We start from the raw sequence: 24,214 nt of genomic DNA, 5'->3' as shown, positions 1-24,214 counted from the left end.
AGGAGCGCAGCGATGAATTCGACCCTGCCGGAGATACGCCCGCATCACGTCGGCATCAGCGTGCCGGACATCGACGCCGCCATCGGCTGGTACCAGCGCATGCTCGGCTTCGAGCTGGAGATGCGCGCCTTCATCGACATCATCCCGGCGGACGTGGCCTTCGTCCGCCGCGGCGACTTCCGCCTGGAGCTGTTCCAGGTCGAGGGCGCCGCGCCGCTGCCGGCCGAGCGCCGCGAACCCAACCAGGACGTGCGCACCCATGGCAACAAGCACCTGTGCCTGGCCGTGCGGGATGTCCCGGCGACGGTCGCCGGGCTGCGGGAGAAGGGCGCCGACATCGTCTTCGAGAAGGTGGTGCAGGGCACGCCCATGGCGTTCATCCGCGACAACTCGGGAAACCTGCTGGAGCTGATCCAGTGCCCCGAGCTGTGGGCGTCATCCACAAGCGATTGCAAGGAGAACACTCAATGAAACTGGCGACCCTGAGGGACGGCAGCCGCGATGGCCGGCTGCTGGTGGTGTCACGCGATCTCGCCCGTGCGTGCCTTGCCCAGGCCGCGCCCACGCTACAGGCGGCCATCGAGCGCTGGGATGAGCTGGAGCCCGCGCTGCAGGCCGAATACGCCGCGCTGAACGCCGGCACGGCGACGGATGCCTTCGTTTTCGAGCCGACGCAGGTCATGGCGCCGTTGCCGCGCGCCTACCAGTTCGTCGACGCTTCGGCCTTCCTCAACCACGGCGAGATCATGGAGCGCGCCTATGACCTCGACGTGAAGAAGGAAAGCGGCGTGCCCATCCTGGTCCAGCGCCAGGGCGACGACTTCCGCGGCCCCCGCGACGACTATCCCTTCCCGAGCGAGCAGGACAACTGCGACTTCGAAGGAGAAGTGGCTGTGCTGCTGGATGACGTGCCCATGGGCGTGACGGCGCAGGAGGCCCAGGCGCACATCAAGCTGTTCCTGCTGCTCAACGACGTGTCCATGCGCGCGCACCTGTTCCGCGAGTTGTCGATGGGCTTCGGCTTCATCAACGCCAAGCCCGCCACCGTATTCGCCCCGGTGGCGGTGACGCCGGACGAGCTGGGCGAGGCCTGGCGCGACGGGCGGGTGCACCTGGACCTGCAGGTGAGCCGCAACGGGGAATGGTTCGGCAACCCCAATGGCGCGGAGATGGACTTCTCCTTCGGCGAGCTGATCGCCCACCTGGCCTACAACCGGAACCTGCGCGCCGGCACCGTGCTGGCCTCGGGGACCTTCTCCAACCGTGGCTACCGCGAGGTCGGCTCGGCCTGCCTGGCCGAGCGCCGGGCGATCGAGAAGCTCGAACAGGGTGAGCCGCGCACCGGCTTCATGCGCTTCGGCGAGGTGCTGCGCTTCGAGATGCTCGGCCTCGACGGCCAGTCGCTGTTCGGCGCCATCGAGCAGCGCCTGGTGTCCACGGAGGGCAGGGCATGAACGTACTGGTAACCGGCGGCAACGGCTTCGTCGGCCGCGAGCTGGTCAAGTGCCTGTTGGCGGCTGCTTCGCCATTGCCGGAAGGGGCCCCGCTGCGGCGCCTGACCGTGGTGGACATGGGCGGCGAGCACCTGCCGGCCGACCCGCGGCTGCATCTGGTCAGTGGCAGCATCGCCGATCCGGCGGTGCTGGATGCCGCGCTGGAGGTGGCGCCGGACCTGGTGTTCCACCTGGCGAGCGTTCCCGGCGGGGCCGCCGAGCGCAATTTCGAGCTGGGCCTGCAGGTCAACCTCCACGCGACCCTGGCGCTGTTCCAGCGGCTCGCCCGGCAGGGCAGGTGCCCGCGGGTGGTCTTCACCAGCACCATCGCGGTCTATGGCTCGCCGTTGCCCGCGCTGGTGGACGATGCTTCGCCGTTGCGCCCGGGGTTGTCCTACGGGGCGCACAAGCTGGTTGGCGAAATCCTCCTGGAGGACTACAGCCGCCGCGGCCTGCTGGATGGCCGTATCCTGCGCCTGCCCGGCATAGTCGCCAGGCCGCCGGAACCCTCGGGGCTGCTTTCGGCTTTCATGAGCGACCTGTTCTGGAAGCTGGCCGCCGGCGAGCCCTTCCGTTGCCCGGTGTCCGCCGGCGCGGTGGCCTGGTGGATGTCGGTCGGCTGCTGTGCCGGGAACCTGCTGCATGCGGCCCGGCTGCTGCCCGAGCAGGTCGCTGCGCGACGCGTCTATACCCTGCCGGTGCTGCGCCTGAGCGTGGCGGAAGTGGTGGAGGGGCTGGCCGCACGCTTCGGAGAAGAACGCCGGGCGCTGGTCGACTACCAGCCCGATGCACAGCTGGAGGCCGCCTTCGGTTGTCTCCCGCCGCTGGATGCCCGCGCCGCGCAAGCGATCGGTTTCCGCCACGACGGCAGCGTGCAGTCGCTGGTGGACAACGCCATGGCCTGGCGCGAGCCGGTCTGAATTTTTCCTCGTACAACAACAAAGAGAGAGGCAAGACCATGAAGCTGAACAAGTTCGCCGCCGTACTCGCCGTCACCGCCATGGCCCTGGGCGCAATCGCCGGCGCCTACGCCGCCGATGCCAGCGCGCCGGACGAGGGACACGTGGTTGACCGGCAGAGCTTCGAGCACTACCTGGCGTTGTTCAACCAGAAGAACCCGGCTGCGTTCGAGAAGTACTACGCGCCCAACGTGCGCATGTCCAACGGCGGGCTGGTGTTCAACAGCATCCCGGAGGTGGAGGCGCACTACCGCAAGATCTGGGGGGCGATGGACGAGAAGGTCAACCTCGAGGAGTTCCTCTTCGATGGCAAGACCCTCGCCGTGCAACTGCTCGTGACCTTCGACGTGCCAAGGGATGCGGCGAATACGCCGTTCGGCCCGCTGCGCAAGGGCGAACGCTTCCAGTTCCATGGGCCGATCTTCTACAAGCTCAACGACGAAGGTAAGTTCACCGACATCAAGGTCGGCTACTACAGCTTCAGCCGTACCACCGATGGCGTCACCCATTCCATGGGGATGCCGCACTAGCGCCTGCGGTTGCGGCGCGTCTTCGTCCCGGCTTCCCGGGCGAGGGCCGCCGCCCCTGTCGACTCGATCTGATACAAGAACAAACCGGAGAGTCCGATGAGCTCATCCAGCCTGGCCCGTTCGCCGAAGGCGGCGCTGGCGACCTACCTGCTGCTGCTGGTCAACTGCCTGTCCCCCATGGCGGCTATCGTCATAGCACCGAGCCTGCCCCAGATGCAGGCGCATTTCGCCGACGTGCCCCACGTCGAGTTCCTGGTTCCGGTCGCATTGACCATTCCCGGCCTGCTGGTCGCGCTGCTCAGCCCGCTGGTGGGCGTGCTCGCCGACCGTTTCGGGCGCAAGCGCCTGCTGATCTGGGCAATCGTCGGCTACGGCGTGCTCGGCACCCTGCCGATGTTCCTGCAATCGTTGCATGCGATCATCGCCAGCCGCGTCGCGCTGGGCTGCGTGGAGGCGGTGATAGTGACCGTCAGCACCATGCTGATCGGCGACTACTACAGCGGTGCCCAGCGCCAGAAGTACCTGGCCCTGCAGACGACCTTCGCCTCGACCTCGGCGATCCTCTTCTTCATGATCGGCGGCGCCCTGGGCGAGTTGGGCTGGCGCGTGCCGTACGTGGTCTATTCGTTGCCATTGCTGCTGGCGCTGTTCTGCCAGTTGCTGCTGTGGGAGCCCCTGCCGGCGGAGCTGGCCCGGGCTGAGGAGGAAAGCCGTGGCGGCCCGCAGGTCTTCCGGCCCTACCTGCTGCTGGGGATCTGCCTGATCACCTTCGTCGGCGCGGTCGCCTTCATGGTCCTGCAGATCCAGATGGCCTACCTGCTGGCTGGCATCGGCGAGCACTCGCCACGCAGCGCCGGCCTGATCGCCTCGGCGTGCAGCGTGATGATCGTCCTGGGCACCCTCTCGGTGCACCTGCTGGTGCGCCTGGGGCTGCGCACGCCGCATTGCCTGACCCTGGCCTTCGGCCTGATCGCCGCGAGCTTCCTGCTGATTCCTGGCGTCCACGACAGCCGCGGGATGCTCGAGGTCGCCCTGGTCAACGGCCTGGGCTGCGGCCTGCTGCTACCGACGCTGGCCATCTGGAACATGCGCGAGCTGCCCTGGTTCCGCCGTGGCCTGGGAACCGGCATGTGGTACGGCAGCTACTGCCTCGGCATGTTCCTCAGCCCGATCCTGGTGGTTGCCCTGAGCCGCGCCAGCGGCGCGTTGCCGGTCACCGTGGGGTGGCTGGGCTGGGCCCTGGTGCCTGTCGTCCTGGCCGCCTTCGTCGCCTGCCTGTGCCGATACAAGCGCAAGAGATGCATCGTCCGCGTGGTGGCCCGCAACCTGGAGGACGCCTGAATGACCAAGGGACAACGTCTGGCCGGCAAGGTCGCCATCGTCACCGGTATCGGCAGCGGCATCGGCCAGGGCTGCGCCCTGCTGTTCGCCCGGGAAGGGGCGCGGGTGGTGGGGTGCGACATAGATGCCGCGGCCGCCGAGCGGACGCTGGCGATGGCCCGCGAACAGGGGCTGGAGCTGCTCAGCCTGCACCCCTGCGACCTGACCGAGCCGCAGGACGCCAGGCGCCTGGTGGAGTTCGCCGTCGCCAGCCACGGCGGCATCGATGTCCTGGTCAACGCGGCGGCGTTCGGTGCCTTCGCCTGGATCGAGGACATGGACTACCAGAGCCAGTGGCGGCGGACGCTGAGCGGGGAGCTGGACCTCGTCTTCCTGCTCTGCCAGGCTGCCTGGCCTCATCTGAAGCGGCGCGGCGGCTCCATCGTCAACTTCGCCTCGGCCAATGCCTGGATGGCCCTGGAAGGTTCGCCGGCACTGGCCCACTGCGCCGGCAAGGGCGGCGTACTGGCGATGACCCGGCAACTGGCCCTGGAGGGTGGGCCACACCGGATCCGCGCCAACAGCATCTCGCCCGGGCTGATCGAGACCAATGCCACCCGCGAGCACCTGGCGCGCGACCCCGCGTTCCTCCAGGCCGCGCTCGACAAGCAGATGCTGCGCCAGCGCATCGGGCAGCCGGAGGACGTCGCCTGGGCCGCGCTGTACCTGGCCAGCGACGAGTCCGCCTGGGTCACCGGCAGCGACCTGAAGGTGGACGGCGGCGCCACCGCCGGATGACCCCAGGGGCGGGGTGCCGGCCGGCGCCTCGCCTCGTTCCCGTAGGCCGCTCCAATCTCCATCGGCTCCGCTACAAGGAAAACGCTGCATGCGGGCATCGGCAGATATCCGTTCACCCAACGCCGTCAGGCGCCTGATCGTCGTATTGGCGATGCTCGCCGCCTTCGCGCCCTTCGCCACCGACATGTATTTGCCCGCCTTCGCACAACTGGCTGCGCATTTCGGCTCCAGCCATGGCGGCATGGAGTCGACCTTGTCGCTGTTCTTCCTCGGCTTGGCGGTCGGGCAGTTCTTCTATGGCCCGCTGATAGACCGCTACGGCCGCCGCCTGCCATTGTTGCTGGGCGTGGTCCTGTTCCTCGGCGCCAGCCTCGGCTGCCTGCTGGCGCCGAGCCTGGAGGTGTTCAGCGGCATGCGTTTCGCCCAGGCGCTGGGCGGCTGCGCCGGCATGGTCATTGGCCGGGCAATCGTCAGCGACCTGTTCGGCCCGCTGGAAAGCGCCCGGGTGCTGTCGCTGTTGATGTCGCTGATGGCCTTTGCGCCCATAGTCGCGCCGCTGCTTGGCGGGTGGATCCTGCTGTTCGCCGGCTGGCAGGCGATCTTCGTGTTCCTGCTGTCGTTCGCCGCTCTGTGCCTGGGGCTGGTGTGGCGATACGTGCCGGAAACCCTGGGGCCGCAGCGACGCAAGTCGATTCATCCGCTGGCCGTGGGGCGTGGCTACCTGGCGCTGTGTCGGACCCCGGCCTTCCTGATACCCGCCGTGGTCGGCGGCCTGGCGCAGGCCTGCATGTTCGCCTTCATCACCGGCTCGCCCAGCGTATTCATGGGGACCTTCGCCGTCAGCGAGCAGGCCTATGGATGGCTGTTCGGCCTCAATGCGCTGGGCCTGATCGTCGGCGCCCAGGTCAATCGGCAACTGCTGCGCCGCCACTCGATGGAACGCCTGCTGGGGCTGGCGCTCGGCCTGAACCTGGCCGCCGGGCTGGCGCTGGTCGCAGTGGCTGGCCTGGGCCAACTGGCGCTACTGCTGCTGCCATTGTGGCTGTGCATCGCCTCGCTCGGGCTGATCGCCGGCAACGCCGCCGCCCTCGCCATGGGCGCCAGCGGCAGCCTGGCAGGGATGGGCTCGGCGCTCATAGGCATCCTGCAGTTCCTCTTCGCCTTTCTCGTCAGCAGCCTGGTCGCCGCCTTGCAGGATGGCACGGCGTACCCCATGTCGATCGCCATGGCCTTATCCGGCTTGCTGGCAAGCGGGTTGTGGTTCATGGCACAGCGTTATCGGCTGTGCCGGGCAAGGCGCTGATCTGCTTCTGGAGCCTGGCCGTCCTTCCCCGGGCAATGTCCGGCCCATCCACTGGCGCCCCGGCTGTACGACCGGAAATCCAGCGGGGCCGGGGCGTTCATTTGCTCGTTCGGTACCCGCGGGGAGAAACACCGAAGTGGTTCTTGAACGAACGGGAAAAGTGGCTGAAGTCCTTGAAGCCCCGGGCAAAGGCGATGCTGCTGATTTTCTGCTCGCTCTCGCGTATGGCCGTTGCGCACGATTGCAGGCGGCGATCCAGGATGTAGCGTCCGACCGTCGTTTCCATCTGGGCGAAAAGCCGATGCAGGTTGCGCAGCGACGTCCCTATCGAGCCGGCGATCTGCTCGGGGCACAAGGCCTCGTCGGCAAGGTGCCTCTCGATGAAGGTCTTGGCCTTGAGCAGCAACGGGCCGTCGGCCTGTGCGCCTAGTCCGCCATGGTCGAGGGCCGGGCGAAGTAGCGCGAGTATCGCCTCCCGCATGGCCGTCGCTTCATCGATGCGGAGCAGGGGGTTGGAGAAGAGCTGACCTACGAGCATGCCGCCCATCGCCCCCAGGGGGGAGGCGGAGCCGATGCGTCGGTTGAGCAGTATCTGCCCCTCCCTGAAGCGCTGAAGCACCTGGTTGCGCGGGAGGATCACCGAGAACTGGTCGCTCAGCCCCTCGAAGTAGAAATCGCAGGGTTGCGTGATATCGAGCAGCACCAGGTCTCCGCTGCCCAGCCGGGTCTGCGAGTCGGACTGGCACATGAGCGCTTCGCCTCCTACCTGCATGACCAGGTAGAAGAAGTCCTTGTCATCCTGGCGAATGTCCCGCCGGGAGCGGTGGACATGCCGGCAGTTGCTGGTGATGCGCGCACCCTGGAGCGAGCTGAGGTCCGGCGTGACGGCGGTTACCGCGCCCCGGAAGGAGGCGATGCCAGCATCGGCTGGAGGCTCGACGTGGAAGGTGCCGCAGTTGGAGGAGAGGTCGCCATGCCAGGCTTCGAACCCTTGGCGGCCCTGGAACACGCTGGCGTGGTCGAGAGGATGATTCATCGCTTCACCTCCGCTACCGGATTGCACCGGACTTCTTGTTATGCCCGCCCTGCCGGAGCGGCCGGAGGCTGGGTTAATTTACTAACATGTTAATGGTTGTTTCAAGGCAATTACGGCTTGGCACGCCAGGCCATGCGGTGTGCGCTCTGAGCAATGTCGCCGCTCTGCGCGGGCGCGTTAAATAGAGGCTCCTTTACAACCTGCGCGGAGCCCTTCCGTGAACGACAACAACAATAATCAGCACTTGCAGAAAACCCTCCGCTGGACGGATGCCTTCGCGCTGTCGATGGCGGTGTCCGGCTCCATATTCGCCTCCTTCGGGTTCGCCCTGGGCGTCCTCGGGCCCGTCGGCGCGCTACTGCTGTGGGTCGGCTCCGCGGCCATCGGGGCGTGCCAGAACTGGATCTTCCTCGAGGTCTGCGCGATGTTCCCGGACAAGCCGGGCGGCATCGCCATGATCGCCACCGAAGGCTGGCGCCGCCGCTGCGTCCTGGTCGGGCCCCTGGCGTCTTTCGGCTACTGGCTCGGCTGGTCGGCCGTTCTGTCCATCGTCAGCGTCAGCGCCGGCGCCCTGATCCAGGCCCAGTGGTTCGCCGGGCAGGACTGGACGCTGGCGCTGGGGCCGCTGAACATAGGTTTCGCACAGTGCGTCGGCGCCGGCCTGCTGCTGCTCTTCTGGCAATTCAACCGCCTTGGCGTGCATATGGCCGCCGTCGTCTCCAAGTACATGGGCGCGCTGCTGCTGGTGCCGATTCTGGTTCTCGCCGTGTCCCCGTTGTTCGGCGACGGATGGAGCCTCGAGCGCTTCCGGGAGGAGCTGGCGCAACCTGTCGTGTGGAGCTGGGGGACCTTGCGCACCGCTCTGGTCTGGCTGTTCCTGGTCAGCTGGAGCGCCTATGGCACCGAGATGTGCGCGGCCTTCGGTCCGGAATACCGTAGCCAGCGGGACATGCGCCTGGCGCTGCTGACCTCCGGCGGCTATACGGTGGCTGTCTTCGCCGCCGTGGCTTTCGGGCTGGGAGGGATGGTTGGCCGCGAAGAGGCCATGGCCAACCCGAGCGGTTTCTACATCCAGGCGTTCAATGCGGTGCTTGGCAGCGGCTTCAGCGGCTTCTTCGTGGCCACTTTGCTGGTGGGGCTCTTCATGGGCCTCAACGCGGCCCTGGCGGACGGTTCCCGCGCACTGTACGGCATGGCGCTCGAAGGGCTCACCATCCGCCAGCTGGGCGTCCTCAACAAGCACCAGGTGCCGGGGCGCTGCATGACCGTCGCGGTCGTGCTCAACCTGGGCATGATCTTCCTGCTGTCTTCGCCCCTGGCGATGCTGGTCACCGCGAATATCGGCTACCTCGTGGCCATCTTCTTCGCCCTGTCCGGGTTCATCCTCCTGCGCAAGGACGCCTCCACCGTGCCACGGCCCGTGCGCCTAGGCCGCGGTTGGATGCCCGTGGCCTGGCTCCTGAGCATCTTCACCGGCCTGGTCGTGGTGGTCGGCGCTGCTTCGGCGGAACTGGCGGGCTACGGCGGCCTGCGCGAGGTGGTCACCGGCATCGGCATCCTGCTGTTGTCGCTGGTGCTCTTCGCCCTGCGCAGATGGCAGGACCGGCTGCCTTCCCGAACGGCGCTGCCCCGTTGACCCGAACCGAAACCACAAGAACAAGGTGATCCCATGCTGTCTGTCGAAACACCCACTACCTACTACACCGCTACCCGCAAGTACGACCTCAGGTTTGCCGACCTGGAACAGGACCTGGAGGCCGAGGTGGTGGTCATCGGCGGTGGTTTTTCCGGCGTCAACACCGCCCTGGAGCTGATCGAGCGAGGGGTGACGGACATCGTCCTGCTGGAGGCGCGCTACCTGGGCTTCGGCGGTTCGGGGCGCAACGGCGGACACGTGATGGCCGGCATAGGCCATGACCTGGAGAAGATTCGCCGCAGCGTCGGCGAATCGGGGCTGCAGGCGATCTTCGAGATCAGCGACCTGGGTTCGTCCATCATCAAGTCGCGGATCGAGAAGTATGGAATCGATGCCGACTTTCGCCATGGCTATGGATACCTCGGTTTCAATGCGCGCCAGGGAAAGCTGCTGCAGGCCTGGGAAAAGGAGTTCCGCCAGCTCAACCCCGACCAGGAGATCGCCTACCTGGAAGGCAGCGCGGTCAAGGACATCGTCGGCTCCGACATCTACAGCTGCGCCCTCAAGCACATGGGCAATGGCCACATCCATTCGCTGAACATGCTGCTGGGCTCGGCAAAGGCATTGGTGGGCCTGGGCGGGCGCATCTTCGAGAACACGCCGGTGCTGGAGGTGACCTACGGCGAAACGATCCACGTGCGCACGGCGAAAGGCTCGGTACGGGCGAAGAAGATCCTCTGGTCCTGCGGTGCATTCCTCGACCGCCTGGAGCCCGAACTGCACCGGACCATGATCAGCACCTACGCCTTCCAACTGGTGACCGAGCCGCTGCCGGACTCGCTCATCGAGCAGATCAGCCCTATCCGTGGCGCATTCAGCGACATCCGGCCGGTCATCGAGTACTACCGCGTGACCAACGAGAACCGACTGCTCTTCGGTTCGGCCACCCGCGCGCTGGAATACATCCCCAACGACCTGAAGGCCTGGAACCGCAACCTGATGCTGAAGGTTTTCCCCTACCTCGGACATGTGAAGATCGACCTGGCCTGGGGCGGCCCGATGGAATGCACGGCGAACCTGTTCCCGCAGATCGGGACCTTGCCCGGCCGCCCCAATGCCTTCTTCGTGCAGGGGTACTCCGGTTTCGGGGTGACGCCCAGCCACGTGGTGAGCCGGGTCGTCGCCGAGGGCATGACTGAGGGTTCCCGCCACTGGGACGTCATGAGTTCCATCCCGCGCACGCGCATCTACGCCAAGGACAGCCTGCGCAACCTGATCTGCACGCTGGGCAAGGTCTGCCACCAGCTCGCGGGATACGGCAACGGCCGGCGCTGACACGCCGGCCCGATCCAACCGGCCTCGACGAGGCCTCATTTCTCTCCAATCAATTCGACCAAGAGGATTCGAAGATGGCTTCTGCTGCCCTGAAATCAGCCCTGCGAGAGCGCCTGGACGTACTGCAGTCGTTGTGGATGCGTCGAGATGCCGAGGGCATCGTCAATGAACTCTATACCCAGACCACCGAGATCGCCGGCCCGGGCAGCGAGCCTCTGCTCCAGGGCTCCGACGTGCTGGTCGGACTCGTCAGGAGCCTCGTCGACGACTCCCGTGGCGCGGCCATCCGAATCGACCGCATCCATTCGCTTGGCGGCGCCGCAGCCTACACCTGGGTGACCTGGAGCGTCCTGCCCCGGGATGGCGAGGCCTTCTCGATGAAGAGCCTCTTCGTTTGGGTGCTCACTGACAGCGGTTGGCGCATAGCGGCGGATATGTACGCCGAAGGTGAAATTCCCGCCTGACTTCCTACGGCCTCGTAGCGAGGCCGCTTCCTTGCTCGAAGAGACCTCCGATGCGAAAACAAAAACTCAAGGCATCCCTTCCGCTGCTGTTGTCGTTGTCGGGCTGGGCGGATGCCGCAGTGCTCTATCAGGATGCCGAGACAGAACTCGATGTGAAACTGCAAGGCGCCGTTGGCGCTTTTCACAGCCGTGAGAGCTATGCCCAGGCCGGTACCAGGGACGCAGGAAGCAGCCGTTGGCAAGAGGCGACGTTGCAATACGGAATCGACTTCAGGCAACGCAGACCTGCGACGGGCGAGCTATACGGAGCGCTCGACTGGGTCAGCAGCGCCACCTTCGGGGACGGCGATGCGGCAGGCTGGACCATGGGGGATGAGCGGACCACCAAGATCGAGAATGCCTACCTGGGCTGGCGCTCCATGGACGCCCTGTCCCAGCTTGGCGAGAACGCCCTCGACGTCTCCGCGGGAAGGCAAACGGTGGTCGTGGGGGACGGCTTCCTCATCGCCGGCGACGCCTTGAACCTTGGGCGCGGCCTGCTGGATGGCAGGGTGAGCCGAGGGGGCGCCTACTACCTCACGGGCCGCAGGGCGTTCGACAAGACGGCCATTCTTCGCTGGGGCGGTGAGCGTGGGCTGCGGGGCGACCTGATGTGGCTGGAGTCGGACAACCCGGCCCAGGCCAAACCCGAACTCGGGGTTGCCACGCTCGAGCATGTCGTCGACGAAGGGACGCTGGGGCTGACTCTCATCAAGGTCCTGGATACCGACCGCGAGCTTGGCGAGCTCCTTTACCCGGAACGAAGGGGGATGAAGGTGGCCAGCCTGCGAGGGCAGGGCAACATGGGGGTTCCCAACCTGTTCCTCGCCGCGGAACGTGCCTGGGAAGACAAGCGTGACGGGAACGAAAGCGCCTGGTACCTGGAGGCGGGCTGGACATTCACCGAGTTGCCGGGAAAACCCAGCATCAATTATCGCTACAGCCGTTTCTCGGAAGGCTACGACCCGCTTTTCTACGGCAACGGGCGGGCGTTGGGCACCTGGTTCCAGGGCGAGGTTGCCTCGAACTATGCAGGTCCTTTCAATACCAACACGGCCGTTCACCATGTGGGTTTGAAGGCCTCCGTCATGGACGGCCTGAACCTTGGGGCGCTCGTCTACTCTTTCGATACCCTCGATCGATCGCTGGGGAATCGGGATGGACGGGAGATCGATATCTACGCCGAATGGAATATCGATCCGCATTGGACGCTGTTGCCTCTGCTGGGCTTTTACAAGCCCCAGCGAAGTGTGTCAGGAGGCGGCACGCAACTGGGCGATGACAGAACCAACCTGTATGCCCAGTTATTGGCAGTCTGGTCCTACTAGAGTGACCTCGGCCGCGGATTGGCTGCCGTCAGGTCGAAAGGCGTGTCGGCGGCCCAGTGACCTTGCTTCCTTGCTCCGCGACACCGACCTCGCGGTCCTGGCGGGCGGGTCGCAGGCTGTCGCCGCCCTGGCCGATGCCAGCCCGTGGCTGGCCTACCTTACGCCTCGCTCTCGGCTTCATCCCTGAATTCGCGGAGAACCGCCATCGCCCCGCTGGTTGACCTGAGCGTGACGATCAATGGCGACAAGGGCCATCGCCGTGACCTGGACGAAACGCGGCTGATCGTCAGCTACACCTTGCCGCTCTGGTAGGGCAGGGCCGGCCGAAAGGGGAGCGCCGCCTGGCGCTCCCTCTTCTGCGCCGGGCAGGCCATATCGGCGATCAACGCCGTGAGCGTGGAAGTGGACAGCCCTGGTCTTCCTGTCCTCGCCGCGCAGGCTTTGCGGATTTACCTCAGGAATTCTTGATACAAATCATTCTCAATGGCGTCGTTTGGTTCCTAAATGCGGGCTCGCGATTCCTCATCTATCGAGCCAAGGAGAAGACCATGCGAATCAACCGCGCCGTTCCCGTGATACTGGCGCTCGCCGCCCCGTTCGCGGCGGCCAAGGAGTACCCCATCGGCGCGCCGCAGGCCTGCGGCGGGATGGAGATCGGCGCGGTGTACCTGCAGCCGATCGAGATGGACCCGCCCGGGATGATGCGCGCCGCCGCGCAGTCCGACGTGCACCTGGAGGCCGACATCGCCGCCACCGCCGACAACCCCAACGGCTTCCAGGAGGGCAGCTGGATTCCCTACCTGCGGGTGGCCTACGAGCTGCGCAAGGACGGCAGCGACCAGGTCCTCAAGGGCGACTTCCACGGCATGGTGGCCAGCGACGGCCCGCACTACGGCGACAACCTCAAGCTGCTCGGCCCGGGCAAGTACCACCTGACCTACACCATCCTGCCGCCGTCGGGGGCCTCCATGTTCGGCCGCCACGTCGACAAGGAAACCGGCGTGGCGCCCTGGTTCGAGACCTGCAAGGTGGAATACGACTTCACCTACGCCGGCATCGGCAAGAAAGGCGGCTATTGATGCGCGGGCCGCACCCGCTGCGGGTGCGGCGTTACCTTCCCTGAGAGTCGCGAGGCCGTCATGTTGCGCTCGTTCTTCTGCCTGCTGGCACTGTCGTTCGCCGTTGCCGCGCAGGCAGCGCCGCTCCCCACCTATGAGCTGACCATCACGGATGGCCACTTCACCCCCCAGACACTGGAAGTGCCCGCCGGGCAGCGCTTCAAGGTCGTGGTGCGCAACGCCGGCAGCGGGCCGGCCGAGTTCGAGAGCACGCCGCTGCGGGTGGAGAAGGTGCTCTCGCCGGGCGTCACCTCGTTCGTGGTGATCCACCCCCTGCGTCCCGGCCGCTATCCCTTCTTCGACGAGTTCCACATGGACCTGCCGCAAGGCGAGATCGTGGCGCACTGACCGGGAGCCAAGCATGTTGCAATCCTTGTTCATCGTCTGGCGCGAGAGCGTCGAGGCGCTGCTGGTCGTCGGCATCCTGCATGCCTGGCTCTGCCATCGCCCGGAGCCCGCGCGCGGCCTGCGCATGCTCTGGAGCGGGGTAGGGCTGGGCGTCGTGCTGGCCTGCTCGCTGGCCGCGCTGTTCATGCTCGCCGGGGAGTGGCTGGCGGGGCCGTCCGGCGAATGGTTCCAGGCCGCCATGGTGCTCTGCGCCAGCCTGCTGATCCTGCAGATGGTGGTGTGGATGCACCGCCATGGACGCGGCATGAAGCGCCAGCTGGAGCAGGACGCCGAGCGCAGCATCGCCGAGGACGGCGGCTGGGGCGTGCTGCTGCTGGCGATGCTGGCGGTGGCCCGCGAAGGCAGCGAGACGGTGGTGTTCCTCTACGGCATCGGCGCGCAGCAGGGGGCGGACTGGAGCTGGTTCGCCCTGGGCGGCGTGCTCGGCTTCCTGCTGGCGCTGGCCACCTACGCCGCGCTGCAGTGGTCCTCGCGGATACTCACCTGGCGGCGCTTCTTCCGCGTCAGCGAAGTCCTCCTGCTGCTGCTCGGCGGCGCCCTGCTGATGGCGGCGCTGGATCGCGTGGCGGGGCAGGTCATGGCGCTGGACCTGCCCGAGTGGTGCTACGGGCTGTTCGGCGATCCGCTCTGGGACACCTCCGCCTGGCTCAGCGACGGCCACGGCCTGGGTGCCGCCCTGGCCGGCTTCGCCGGTTACCGCGCCGCGCCCTCGCTGCTGGCGGTGCTGCTGTTGCCGGCCTACTGGGCGCTGGCGAGCTACCTGTGCCGACGCGGCGAGCGCCGCGTCGAGGCCCGGCTGGCATGAAGGGCGCGCCTTCCCTCTTGCTGACCCGGTCGTTGGCCCGGCTGGGGGACGGCATGCGCCGGCATGCCGGGCTGATCCGCGCCCTGCAATGGGCCGTGGTGCTGTTCTACGCGGTGCTGCTGATCGTCCCGGCCTGCCTGGACCTGCCGCCGGCCCAGGCGCGCATGCTGGACAACCTGGCGGTGTTCGCGCAGTTCGTGTTCTGGGGCATCTGGTGGCCCTTCGTGCTGCTGTCGATGCTGCTGTTCGGGCGGCTCTGGTGCGGGCTGTTCTGCCCCGAGGGCGCGCTCAGCGAATGGGCGAGTCGGCATGGCCGCGGGCGCGGCGTGCCGCGCTGGATGCGCTGGGGCGGCTGGCCGTTCCTGGCCTTCTGCCTGACCACCCTGTACGGGCAACTGGTCAGCGTCTACGACTACGCGCTGCCGGCGCTGCTGATCCTCGGCGGCTCGACCCTGGCGGCGATGCTGGTGGGCTTCCTCTATGGGCGCGGCAAGCGCGTCTGGTGCCGCTACCTGTGCCCGGTCAGCGGCGTGTTCAACCTGCTCGCGCGGCTGGCGCCGGTGCACTTCCGCGTCGACGAGGCGCGCTGGCTGGCCAATGCCGGGCCGCACCTGCCGACGCCCAACTGCGCCCCGCTGATCGACATCCGCCGCATGAGCGGCTGCGCCGACTGCCATTCCTGCGGCCGCTGCAGCGGCCAGCGCGGCGCCGTGGCCCTGAGCCCGCGCTGGCCGAACGAGGAAATCGTCGTCCACGGCCAGCGCACGGAAAGCCCCTGGCCGGCGCGCCTGCTGCTGTTCGGGGTGATCGGCCTGGCCATGGGCGCCTTCAACTGGACGCTCAGCCCCTGGTTCATCGCGCTCAAGCAGACGAGCGCGGAGTGGCTGGTGGCGCGGGGCATCCTCTGGCCGCTGGAGGCCAACGCGCCCTGGTGGGTGCTAACGCATTACCCGCAGAACAACGACCTCTTCACCTGGCTCGACGGCGGTGTGCTGGTCTTCTACGTGCTGGCCTGGGCGCTGCTCATGGGCACCTGGCTGACGGCGCTGCTGCGCCTGGCCGGCAAGCTGACGGGGAAAGGGCAGGGGCTGCATGGGCACCTGGCCCAGGCGCTGATTCCCCTGGGCGGCTGCGGGCTGTTCCTGGGGCTTTCGGCCACCACGGTGAAACTGCTGCGCTACGAGGGGCTGGCCCTCGGCTGGGTGCAACCGGCGCGGGCCCTGCTGCTGGCGGGCGCCTGTGCCTGGACGCTGTGGCTGGGCTGGCGGATCCTCCGCCGCCGCGGCGTCGCGCCCCTGCGCCAGCCAGCCGCGCTGGCTTGCCTGGCGCTGGCCTGCGTGCCGGTGCTGGGCGGCTGGTGGTTGATGTTCTGGGGTTGGAGCTGAGGCGGCGAGGCTGAATCCTGATGTAGCTGGGGCTTCCCCTCTGCCGGGGACATGCACGCTTCGGCGATGGCGATGGAAACCTCCGGAGCGGCAACGCCCGCCGCCCCGGAGGCCCGGTTCAGAACGCCTTGGTCAGCACGGCCCGCAACAGGTAGCCCTTGAAGTCGTCGTTGACCGCGTATTCCTGGTAGGCCGCCAGGTTCAGGCCGACGCCCGCGGCCGGCCAGAAGTAGCCGCCCTCCAGGCCGGCCGCGTGCCTTTGCGCGTCGCCGTCGCCCAATTGCCACTGGTCGTAGCCGACGAGGCCGAGTTTCAGGCCGTTGTCCAGGCGCTTGGCGAGGCCCCATTCGACCAGGAACGTGTCTTCCACGTCAGGGTCGTCCGCGGCTTCGTAGCGGCTGAGGACGCTCAGGCTGAGGTCCTTGCGCTCGGTCAGGTAGAGGTTGCCGCCCAGGGTGAGCATCAGTTCGGAATAGCCCAGCCCGGGGTCGGCCGGCCGGTCGTCCTGACCGGTGGGCGACCAGAACCCGGCGCCCGCCACGGCGTCCCAGCGCTGGCCATGCCAGCCGATGACGCTGCCGGCGTAGATGTCGCCCACGCCCCAGGCCGAGTCGTCGACGGCTCCCGACGCCAGGTGCAGGTCGGTGTGGGTCACCGGGACTATGGTCTCGAAGGTCAGGTCGCCGTCCAGGACCTTCTGCCCGGTGACCCAGACCAGGCGGTTGGCCAGGGCGTCGACGCGCACGTCGCTGTCGGGGACGGCGTCGTGCCGGTCGGCCTGGTAGTGCACGGCGTAGCCGCGGTAGTACACGCCGGGAGGCGGCACGACGGCGCCGTCGATGCCTTCGACGCCAGGGCTGTAATGGCCCCCAGCCAGGGCGGAGAGGGGCAGCAGCAGGGCCAGGATTGCGGGAGCGAGGTTCTTGTTCTTGGTAATGCTCATGGTGTCTTCCGGTAGGTCGGCAGGGTGGGTGTGGTCAACGCCGGGTTGCTTCGCGGGGGACTGCCGCTTTCACTGGCTTTCCGACTTCAGCCTGGATTGGCCGCCGACGCCGTAGTGCTGCCTGGCCATGTCGCTGAGGATGATCCGCACCGCGTCCCGCGGGACCGCCAGGGCGCGGTGGCAGGCTTCGGTGACTTCGTGGATCAGTTGCTCCTTCTGCTCGTCCGTGCGGCCTTCGACGAGGTGGATGCTGATGATGGGCATGGGGCTTTTTCCTCTCTGGGGTGGGTTCCGCCCTTTCTGGCGGATGAGCGAAGCCGTGGGCCCTGCCGGTATGCAGGCGGGGCCCCGGTGTGGTTTCGGGCGTCAGGTGGAGGTCAGGTCGCCTCGAGGCTGGCGCCGATGCGCAGCGGCGCTGTCTCCTTGAGGCAGAGCGTCACCAGCAGCCCGCAGGCCATGGCGCCGAGCGCCAGCAGGGGCGTGTGCTGGATGCCGTGGTGGTTGGCGACGTAGCCCGCCAGGCCGGGGGCGATGCCGCCGCCGAAGATTTCGCCGATGCCGACGACGAAGCCGGAGGCGGTGGACATGAGCGTCGCCGGCACCGATTCGGTGGTGGCCGGCCCCACGGTCAGGCAGATCAGCCCGAAGTCGAAGAAGACCGTGAAGAACAGGGTGAGGAACAGGCGGGAGGTATCCGCGCCGGTGTTGATCAGCAGGTACAGCGAGGCCACCCCGCAGAGCACCGACAGCACCATCACCGGCTTGCGGCCGATGCGGTCGGACAGGCTGGGCAGGACGATGGTGCCGACGGCGCCGCCGAAGCCGATGGCGGAAAGCACGTAGCCCATCTGCGCCAGGCTGAGCCCCAGGTAGTCGAGCAGGTAGTTGGGCAGGAACGCCCCCAGCACCACGAGGACGGTCAGCCAGCACATCATGCCGAGGATGTTCAGCGGCACGTTGCGGCTCTTGAAGGCATCGCGCCAGTGATGGCGGCCGGCGTCGTGGGTGCTGGTGTGTTCCGCGGCCGTGGCCGCGTCGGTGTTGCGCAGCACCTTGTACAGCAGGTAGCCGACGATCAACCCGGGGAGCATCACCATGGCGAACACCCAGTGCCAGTCGAACAGGTGCAGCAGCTGGGTGGCCAGCAGCGGGGCGAGCGCCAGGCCGAAGAGCGGCATCGCGGCCTGCTGGATGCCCAGGTTCAGGCCGTGGCGGCTGGGCCTCGAGGCCTCCAGCGTGGCGACGATGCTGGCCGGCGTGTAGGCGCCCTCGGCCGCGCCTATGACCGCGCGGATCAGCATCAGGCTGACCAGGCCGGTGGCCAGGCCGCTGCAGCCGGCCAGCAGGGAGAAGAGGATGACCGCGGGGATGATCACCGCGCGGTGGCCGAGGCGGTCGGACAGCTTGCCCATGAACAGGGACGAGCAGCCCCAGGTCACGGCCAGGATGCCGGTTATCAGGCCGAGGTCCTGATAGTCCAGGCCCAGGTCCTTCATCATGATCGGGAAGAGCGGCATGATCATGAAGCGGTCGATGCTGACCAGGCCGAAGCCGAGCGCCAGCAGCAGGACGGCTTTCCACTCGTACGAGGTATCGGGGCGATTGCCCAGGGTATCTTTCATGTTGTCGTCCACTGTTGTTCTTGTAATAGGAACGTGCCGGTACCACGGGGTGCACGCCTGGCCGGCACTTTGGGTTGGTACTGCGTCGTCGGTCAGTCGGGGGCCAGTACGAAGTCGAACCTGGCCGTCCAGCGGGTGGCGCCGCCCGGGTTCGCCTCGAATATCTGGATGAGGGATTGCTTAACGCCGAACACCGTGTCGGAGGCCAGGTACGCGTCGCCGGACACGAAGGTGTGCGTCACCAGGCGCTGGTAGCCCTCGGCCCCGACCATGAAATGCATGTGGGCGGGGCGCCACGGGTGCCGCCCCAGGCGCGCCAGCAACTGGCCGACCGGGCCGTCGTCGGGGATCGGGTAGGGCACCGGCTTGATGCCGCGGAAGCGGTAGCGCCCGTCGGCGCCGGTGACGAAGCGGCCACGGTTGTTCCACTCCGGTTGCAGCCCGGGTTGCTGCACGTCGTAGTAGCCCTCGGCGTTGTCCGACCACACGTCCAGCACGGCGCCGGCGATGGGCTGGCCCTGCAGGTCGAGGACGCGGCCTTCGTACAGGCAGCTTTCACCTTTCTCGTCCAGGGATATGGTGTCGCCCATGGCGCGCAGGGGCGCGTTCTCCACGTGAAAGGGGCCGAACACCGTGCTCTCGGTCGCGCCGGGCGGGCGCCGGTGGTTGATGGCGTCCACCAGCATGGAGACGCCCAGGGTGTCGCTGAGCAGGATGAATTCCTGGCGGCGGTCGGAGCAGAGCTGCCCCGTCCTGGTCAGGAAGTCGATCGCCAGTTCCCATTCGGCCTCGGTCAGCTCTACCTCGCGGACGAAGCTGTGCAAGTGCTCGACCAGCGAAGCCATGACGGTACGCAGGCGCGGGTCGATGGCATCCCCCATGCGTGCGTTGACGGTCTTCGCCGACGCTGCCTCGGTAAAGTATTCGATCATCTGGTTCACCTTGATGCTTTCGTGTGGCCGCCGGGGCGGCGCGCTCATTCCGGCCGCAGGCCAGCCCAGGCCCGTTGCAGGAGCGCGCGGATGGCCTCGCGCTCGACCGGTCGGGGGTTCCAGTACGGGTTGGTCACGGCCAGGTCCGCGGCGCGGTCCAGGTCGCTTTCGCGCAGGCCCAGGTCCTTCAGCGCCAGGGGCGCGCCCAACTGCCCGGCGAAGTCGTGGAGGCCGCCGCCGAGGTCGCCGCCGAACAGTTCGGCCGCCGGCTGCAGGGCCTCGGCCGCGGCCTGCTGGTTGTAGGCGGCGGTGTGGGGCAGCATGACCGCGTGGGTTTCGGCGTGGGGCAGGTTGAAGCTGCCGCCCAGGGTGTGGCAGAGCTTGTGGTGCAGGGCCATGCCGACGCTGCCCAGCACCGTGCCGCACAGCCAGGCGCCATACAGGGCCGAGCTGCGCGCAGCGATGTCCTCCGGCTGCCGGACCACGCCGGGCAGGGCCTGCTTCAGCGCCCGGATGCCTTCCACCGCCATCAGCGAGGTGATGGGGTTGCGGTTGCGCGCATACAGCCCCTCCACGGCGTGGGCCATGGCGTTGAGGGCGCTGGTGATGCTCATGGGCACCGGCAGCCCGAGGGTCAGCTGCGGGTCGTAGATCACCACTTCGGGGAGGATCGACGGCGCGCTCACCGTGGTCTTCACACCGTTTTCCGTCTGCCCGAGGATGGGCGTCACCTCGGAGCCGGCGTAGGTCGTCGGGATCACCACCTGGGGGGCGTCGTTGCGGTAGGCGATGGCCTTGCCCAGGCCGATGGTGGAGCCGCCGCCCAGGGCCACGACGCTGTCCGCGCCCAGCTCGGCATAGCGCGCCAGCGCCGCCTCGGTCACCTCTACGGGGGTGTGCATGGTGGCCTGGGCGAAGACGCCGACGCCCAGCCCGCCAAGGCTGTCGAGCAGCCGCTCGGCGTCCGCCTGTTGCGCGGGCGTCGAGAGCAGCAGCGCGCGCCGGCAACCCAGGGCCTCCAGCTCCGCGGCCGCGCGCAGGGAACTGCCGGCGCCGAAGACCACGCGGGCGGGGTTTTGGGTATAGAGAAATTCGTGCATCAGGATGGACTCCCGGTCGTGTCGGTCAGGCGAAGGCGGCGCTCGCTTCGTGGGAAGGGGCCTGGAGGTGCGTCAGGTGAAGCTGCCCCAGCAAGTCGTCGAGCTGGCGCTGCAGCGCCTCGGCCGAACCGGCGCTGGCGGCGACGTAGAAGTCCGGGCGAATCACCAGGTAGCGGGCGCCCAGTTCTTCCAGCCAGGCGGCATAGGTGCCTTCGGCGTCTTCCAGGTCGCAATGGCTGCCCGGGCGGCCCAGGGTGACGAAGCGCGCGCCCAGGTGCTCCAGCGCCTGCAACTGGTGGGAGGGCAGGGCCTGGCGGGGCGATTGCTCGAAACCGATGACCCGCCAGCCGCGGCCGGCGAGGTCGTCGAAGCGCCCGCGCCGCTCGCCCGCGCGGACGATGCCCTGCACCGAGAGTTCGCCGGCGTGGGCGGCGTCCTTGCACCAGATGCCCGGGCCCAGCGCCGCCTTGTCGGTGGGCACCGGCGTGCGGCCGGAGGCCTCCAGTTCCGCTTTCATACGCCGGTCGCGCTCGGCGGCTTCCTGCGGGTCGGTGATGCAGATGATGCGCCCCAGCTCCATGGAGAACTCGATGTAGTGCTTGGCATGTTCGCGGCGTTCGCTGGTGTAGCTGTCCAGCACCGCTTCGCCCAGGGTGCCGTCGAGGATGGCGTCCAGGCGCCAGGCCAGGGCGACGGCGTCGCGCAGGCCGGCGCACATGCCCTCGCCGGCGAAGGGCGGCATCAGGTGCGCGGCATCGCCGGCGATCAGGCCGCGGCCATTGCGCCAGGACTCCGCCCAGCAGGCCTGGAAGCGGTACACGGCGCTGCGTTCCAGCGTCGCGTTGGCCGCCGTCAGGCCCCAGGGCTGCATCAGGCTCCAGGCGTTTTCCGGGCTGGCCAGTGCCTCCGCCGACTCGCCGGGCAGCGCCATGAACTCCCAGCGCAGGCGGCCGGGGCCGCCCGGCACTATGGTGGTGGGGCGCCTGGGGTCGCACAGTTGCCAGTGCACCGGGTCCAGCACCTGTTCCTGGTGCGGGATCATGTCGAGGATCAGCCAGTCGTAGAAGAAGCCGCAGTCGGTGAGGCTCAGGCCCAGCGCCTTGCGCACGAAGCTGTTGGCGCCATCGGCGCCCACGACGTAGCGGGCGCGGATGCGGCTGGGCGCGTCCGGCGCATCGCCAATGCCGCCGAGGCAGATGCCCTGGTCATCCTGCTGCAGTTCGTTGGCTTCCCAGCCACGGATCAGGCGGATGTTCGCGATGCCCTCGGCGATGCCCAGCAGGCGCCTTTCCAGGCCGGGCTGGTTGAACCAGTAGCGCACCCGCCAGCCGGAGGCCGAGGTGCTTTTCCAGTCGACGATCTGCAGGTCTTCGCCGGCGGCGTTGCGCCAGTAGTAGAGCTCGTCGTGGTAGTTGATCGCCGGGTCGTTGTCGGAGTCGATACCCAGGCCCGCGAGTATCCTGGCGATCTCATGGTCGAAGGTCACGGCGCGGGGGCGGTCGTAGGGTTGCGGCCAGCGCTCCACCAGGGTGACGCGGTGGCCCTTGCGGCCCAGCAGAATGGCCAGCAGGGTGCCGACGGGGCCGGCCCCGACGATGGCCACGTCCGCGTCGTAGCGCGCTTCGCCGGCGTTGTCGGCGGGTAAACCAGGCATGCTCATTGTCATTGTTCTCGCTCTCCGGATACCGGGCCGCCACGCCCGGCATCGCCATCTTGTTATCGGGTAGCCCTCCGTGGTGGGCAGGGCGCGGCGTCCTGTCCGTCCCCAGCGCGTTGCGCTTGAGAGGGCAATGGCAAGCGGCATGCCAATGCTTCGTTGATTTTGTTTTCTTCAGGATAAACATAGGCTTACAGGACTTTTCGGCGCCTTTGGCGCCAGCGCTGGATTGCCGCGGAATTAACGTGTTTGTTAATTTCGAATTCACTAATAACAAAAATGTTGAGATGCCATGGGTGCCCGCAGCTTCCCCCAGGACCTGCTCCGTCAGTTCCGCATGCAGCCCGAAAAGGGCCAGATCTGGATCGGCCAGCAACGCGCATTCCTCATGCAGCTGTCCGCCTTCGCCGCCTTCCGCCGTGAGTTGATCGCCGAGATCGGCGTGGCCCATTCGCGCCGCCTGCTGGCCCGCATGGGCTATGCGACGGGCTCCAGCGACGCCGGGCTGGCGCGCCAGTTGCGTGGCGACGAGAGCGACCACGCCTTCATGGCGGGGCCGTTGCTGCATGCGCTGGAAGGGGTGACGCAAGTGGAGACCTTGCGCATGGAGGTGGACGTGGAGTCCGGCCACCACTACGTCGAGCAGATCTGGCACGACTCCTTCGAGGCCAGCGCCCACCTGGCGCACCTGCCGCCTTCCGCCGAGCCGGTCTGCTGGATGCAGGTCGGCCACGCCTCCGGCTTCAACAGCGCCTTCTTCGGCCGCACGGTGCTGTTCCGCGAGGTGGAGTGCCGCGGCATGGGCCACGCGCACTGCCGGATCATCGGCAAGCCGCTGGAGGAGTGGGGCCCCGACGGCGATCAGCTGGAGCTGTTCGGCTCCACCGACTACATCAACGCCTCGCTGAACGACCCCGTGCTGGACGAGGCCCTGGCGGTTTCCGACCTGATCGGCGCGGACCCGAGCTTCCTCGCCACCTGCCGGCGCATCGAGAAGATCGCCACGCGCGACGTCACCGTGCTGTTCCAGGGCGAGACCGGCGTGGGCAAGGAACGCTTCGCCCGCCTGCTGCACCAGCTCAGTCACCGCGCGGACAAGCCCTTCGTCGCCGTCAACTGCGCGGCCCTGCCGGAAACACTCATCGAGTCGGAGCTGTTCGGCGTGGAGAAGGGCGCCTTCACCGGCGCCCACCGCAGCCGGCCGGGGCGCTTCGAGCAGGCCGACGGCGGCACCCTGTTCCTCGACGAGATCGGCACCCTGACCTCGGTGGCCCAGGAGAAGCTGCTGCGCGTGCTGCAGCAACGCGAGGTCGACCGGCTGGGCGGCGATGCGCCGCGCCCCGTCGACATCCGCGTCATCGCCGCCACCAACGCGGACCTGGAGAAGGACGTCCAGCAGGGCCGTTTCCGCGAGGACCTGTACTACCGCATCAACGTCGTCCCCATCCACATCCCCGCGCTGCGCGAGCGGCGCAACGACATCCCCTTGCTGATCCGCTACTTCATCAAGCGCTTCTCCACCCAGCACCAGCGCACCATCAAGGGCCTCTCGCGCGCGGCCGTGCGGGCGCTGCTGGAATACCACTATCCCGGCAACGTGCGCGAGCTGGAGAACATCATCGAGCGAGGCGTGGTCCTGGCCGACGACAACGAGCCCATCGGCCTGAGCGACCTGTTCCTGTCCCCGGCGCGGGAGGCGGAAGCCCGGCCGGCCTTCGAGGCCCCGCAGCAGCGGCAGCGGATCATCGAGCAGTGGCTGGACGAGCACCCGCTGGAGGAGCTGATCGAGGCTTCGGTGAAGCGTGCCCTGGGCCGGGCCGGCGGCAATGTCGCCGGCGCCGCGCGGCTGCTGGGCATCACCCGCCGGCAGTTGGAGCACCGCCTGAAGACGCGCCAGCCTGGCGACGCCGGTATGGCGGATTGATCGCCCGGCCCCCTTCGGCAACGAGGCCGAAGGGGGCCCGGGATCGCTGAATTCTGGTTGCTCTATTCAGAGAGTCGAT

The 24,214-nt window shown here is 67.7% G+C and carries 24 protein-coding genes; 17 read left to right on the top strand and 7 right to left on the bottom strand.

Annotated elements, in window-relative coordinates; genetic code table 11:
- The first annotated feature begins 12 nt into the window (after positions 1-12).
- From BM060_RS14020 to BM060_RS13990, 7 genes are all read left to right on the top strand, one after another.
- Positions 13-471 carry a VOC family protein gene (locus BM060_RS14020; protein WP_245323041.1) on the top strand — a complete coding sequence of 153 codons (459 nt, stop codon included), beginning with the start codon at positions 13-15 and terminating at the stop codon, positions 469-471.
- Positions 468-1,454 (top strand): fumarylacetoacetate hydrolase family protein, encoded by a 987-nt coding sequence (locus BM060_RS14015; RefSeq protein ID WP_074980634.1) that lies wholly within the window; start codon positions 468-470, stop codon positions 1,452-1,454. Before BM060_RS14020 ends, BM060_RS14015 begins: the two co-directional genes overlap by 4 nt.
- Entirely contained in the window at positions 1,451-2,413 is a 963-nt protein-coding gene (locus BM060_RS14010) for an NAD-dependent epimerase/dehydratase family protein (protein ID WP_074980633.1), read from the top strand. Before BM060_RS14015 ends, BM060_RS14010 begins: the two co-directional genes overlap by 4 nt.
- Before the next feature lie 38 nt (positions 2,414-2,451).
- On the top strand, positions 2,452-2,982 hold the full coding sequence (locus BM060_RS14005; protein ID WP_074980632.1) for a nuclear transport factor 2 family protein: 531 nt from the start codon (positions 2,452-2,454) through the stop codon (positions 2,980-2,982).
- A 96-nt stretch (positions 2,983-3,078) separates the two neighbouring features.
- Complete coding sequence (locus tag BM060_RS32475; protein ID WP_074980631.1) at positions 3,079-4,323, top strand: MFS transporter; 1,245 nt, start codon at positions 3,079-3,081, stop codon at positions 4,321-4,323.
- Positions 4,324-5,100: an SDR family NAD(P)-dependent oxidoreductase gene (locus BM060_RS32470; RefSeq protein ID WP_074980630.1), complete on the top strand. Its 777-nt coding sequence runs from the start codon at positions 4,324-4,326 to the stop codon at positions 5,098-5,100.
- An 88-nt stretch (positions 5,101-5,188) separates the two neighbouring features.
- Positions 5,189-6,403, top strand: coding sequence for a multidrug effflux MFS transporter (locus tag BM060_RS13990; RefSeq protein ID WP_074980629.1), 1,215 nt, complete (start codon positions 5,189-5,191; stop codon positions 6,401-6,403).
- A 97-nt stretch (positions 6,404-6,500) separates the two neighbouring features.
- On the opposite strand, the gene feaR is transcribed toward BM060_RS13990, so the two are convergent.
- Positions 6,501-7,439, bottom strand: a complete 939-nt coding sequence (feaR, locus tag BM060_RS13985; RefSeq protein ID WP_074980628.1) for a transcriptional regulator FeaR — start codon at positions 7,437-7,439, stop codon at positions 6,501-6,503.
- Between the two features lie 217 nt (positions 7,440-7,656).
- Between feaR and BM060_RS13980 the strand changes: the two genes are divergently transcribed.
- The 9 genes from BM060_RS13980 to BM060_RS13945 all read left to right on the top strand — a co-directional run bounded on the left by BM060_RS13980 (position 7,657) and on the right by BM060_RS13945 (position 15,957).
- Positions 7,657-9,075 carry an APC family permease gene (locus tag BM060_RS13980; RefSeq protein WP_083426775.1) on the top strand — a complete coding sequence of 473 codons (1,419 nt, stop codon included), beginning with the start codon at positions 7,657-7,659 and terminating at the stop codon, positions 9,073-9,075.
- A 33-nt stretch (positions 9,076-9,108) separates the two neighbouring features.
- Complete coding sequence (locus tag BM060_RS13975; RefSeq protein WP_074980626.1) at positions 9,109-10,410, top strand: NAD(P)/FAD-dependent oxidoreductase; 1,302 nt, start codon at positions 9,109-9,111, stop codon at positions 10,408-10,410.
- A gap of 74 nt (positions 10,411-10,484) precedes the next feature.
- On the top strand, positions 10,485-10,874 hold the full coding sequence (locus BM060_RS13970; RefSeq protein WP_074980625.1) for a DUF4440 domain-containing protein: 390 nt from the start codon (positions 10,485-10,487) through the stop codon (positions 10,872-10,874).
- 50 nt (positions 10,875-10,924) lie between these two features.
- Positions 10,925-12,241, top strand: a complete 1,317-nt coding sequence (locus BM060_RS13965) for an alginate export family protein (RefSeq protein WP_074980624.1) — start codon at positions 10,925-10,927, stop codon at positions 12,239-12,241.
- A 144-nt stretch (positions 12,242-12,385) separates the two neighbouring features.
- Complete coding sequence (locus BM060_RS32465) at positions 12,386-12,553, top strand: OprD family porin (protein WP_143096590.1); 168 nt, start codon at positions 12,386-12,388, stop codon at positions 12,551-12,553.
- A 236-nt stretch (positions 12,554-12,789) separates the two neighbouring features.
- A complete protein-coding gene (locus BM060_RS13960) occupies positions 12,790-13,320 on the top strand; it encodes an iron transporter (protein WP_074980623.1) in 531 nt (176 codons plus the stop codon).
- Positions 13,321-13,380: 60 nt separating this feature from the next.
- Positions 13,381-13,707, top strand: coding sequence for a cupredoxin domain-containing protein (locus BM060_RS13955; RefSeq protein WP_074980622.1), 327 nt, complete (start codon positions 13,381-13,383; stop codon positions 13,705-13,707).
- A gap of 13 nt (positions 13,708-13,720) precedes the next feature.
- Positions 13,721-14,572: an FTR1 family iron permease gene (locus BM060_RS13950; protein WP_069864331.1), complete on the top strand. Its 852-nt coding sequence runs from the start codon at positions 13,721-13,723 to the stop codon at positions 14,570-14,572.
- Positions 14,569-15,957, top strand: a complete 1,389-nt coding sequence (locus tag BM060_RS13945) for a 4Fe-4S binding protein (RefSeq protein ID WP_074980621.1) — start codon at positions 14,569-14,571, stop codon at positions 15,955-15,957. The genes BM060_RS13950 and BM060_RS13945 overlap by 4 nt, the downstream gene beginning before the upstream one ends.
- Positions 15,958-16,075: 118 nt before the next feature.
- Here BM060_RS13945 and BM060_RS13940 read toward each other — a convergent pair whose 3' ends face one another.
- The 6 genes from BM060_RS13940 to mhpA all read right to left on the bottom strand — a co-directional run bounded on the left by BM060_RS13940 (position 16,076) and on the right by mhpA (position 22,208).
- On the bottom strand, positions 16,076-16,900 hold the full coding sequence (locus BM060_RS13940) for a SphA family protein (protein WP_074980620.1): 825 nt from the start codon (positions 16,898-16,900) through the stop codon (positions 16,076-16,078).
- A 69-nt stretch (positions 16,901-16,969) separates the two neighbouring features.
- Positions 16,970-17,164 carry a 2-hydroxymuconate tautomerase gene (gene thmT, locus BM060_RS13935; protein WP_009623158.1) on the bottom strand — a complete coding sequence of 65 codons (195 nt, stop codon included), beginning with the start codon at positions 17,162-17,164 and terminating at the stop codon, positions 16,970-16,972.
- A 113-nt stretch (positions 17,165-17,277) separates the two neighbouring features.
- Entirely contained in the window at positions 17,278-18,522 is a 1,245-nt protein-coding gene (locus BM060_RS13930) for an MFS transporter (protein ID WP_074980709.1), read from the bottom strand.
- 92 nt (positions 18,523-18,614) lie between these two features.
- Entirely contained in the window at positions 18,615-19,454 is an 840-nt protein-coding gene (locus tag BM060_RS13925; protein ID WP_074980619.1) for an intradiol ring-cleavage dioxygenase, read from the bottom strand.
- 44 nt (positions 19,455-19,498) lie between these two features.
- Positions 19,499-20,554, bottom strand: coding sequence for a maleylacetate reductase (locus BM060_RS13920; RefSeq protein ID WP_074980618.1), 1,056 nt, complete (start codon positions 20,552-20,554; stop codon positions 19,499-19,501).
- A 25-nt stretch (positions 20,555-20,579) separates the two neighbouring features.
- Complete coding sequence (gene mhpA / locus BM060_RS13915) at positions 20,580-22,208, bottom strand: bifunctional 3-(3-hydroxy-phenyl)propionate/3-hydroxycinnamic acid hydroxylase MhpA (protein ID WP_074980708.1); 1,629 nt, start codon at positions 22,206-22,208, stop codon at positions 20,580-20,582.
- Between the two features lie 295 nt (positions 22,209-22,503).
- On the opposite strand from mhpA, the gene BM060_RS13910 reads away from it, so the two are divergent.
- Positions 22,504-24,135: a sigma-54-dependent Fis family transcriptional regulator gene (locus tag BM060_RS13910; RefSeq protein WP_058071776.1), complete on the top strand. Its 1,632-nt coding sequence runs from the start codon at positions 22,504-22,506 to the stop codon at positions 24,133-24,135.
- Positions 24,136-24,214 lie beyond the last annotated feature (79 nt).

This window comes from Pseudomonas citronellolis, from assembly GCF_900112375.1.
Taxonomy (GTDB): Bacteria; Pseudomonadota; Gammaproteobacteria; order Pseudomonadales; family Pseudomonadaceae; genus Pseudomonas; species Pseudomonas citronellolis.
This window is presented reverse-complemented; position numbering and strand designations above follow the sequence as displayed.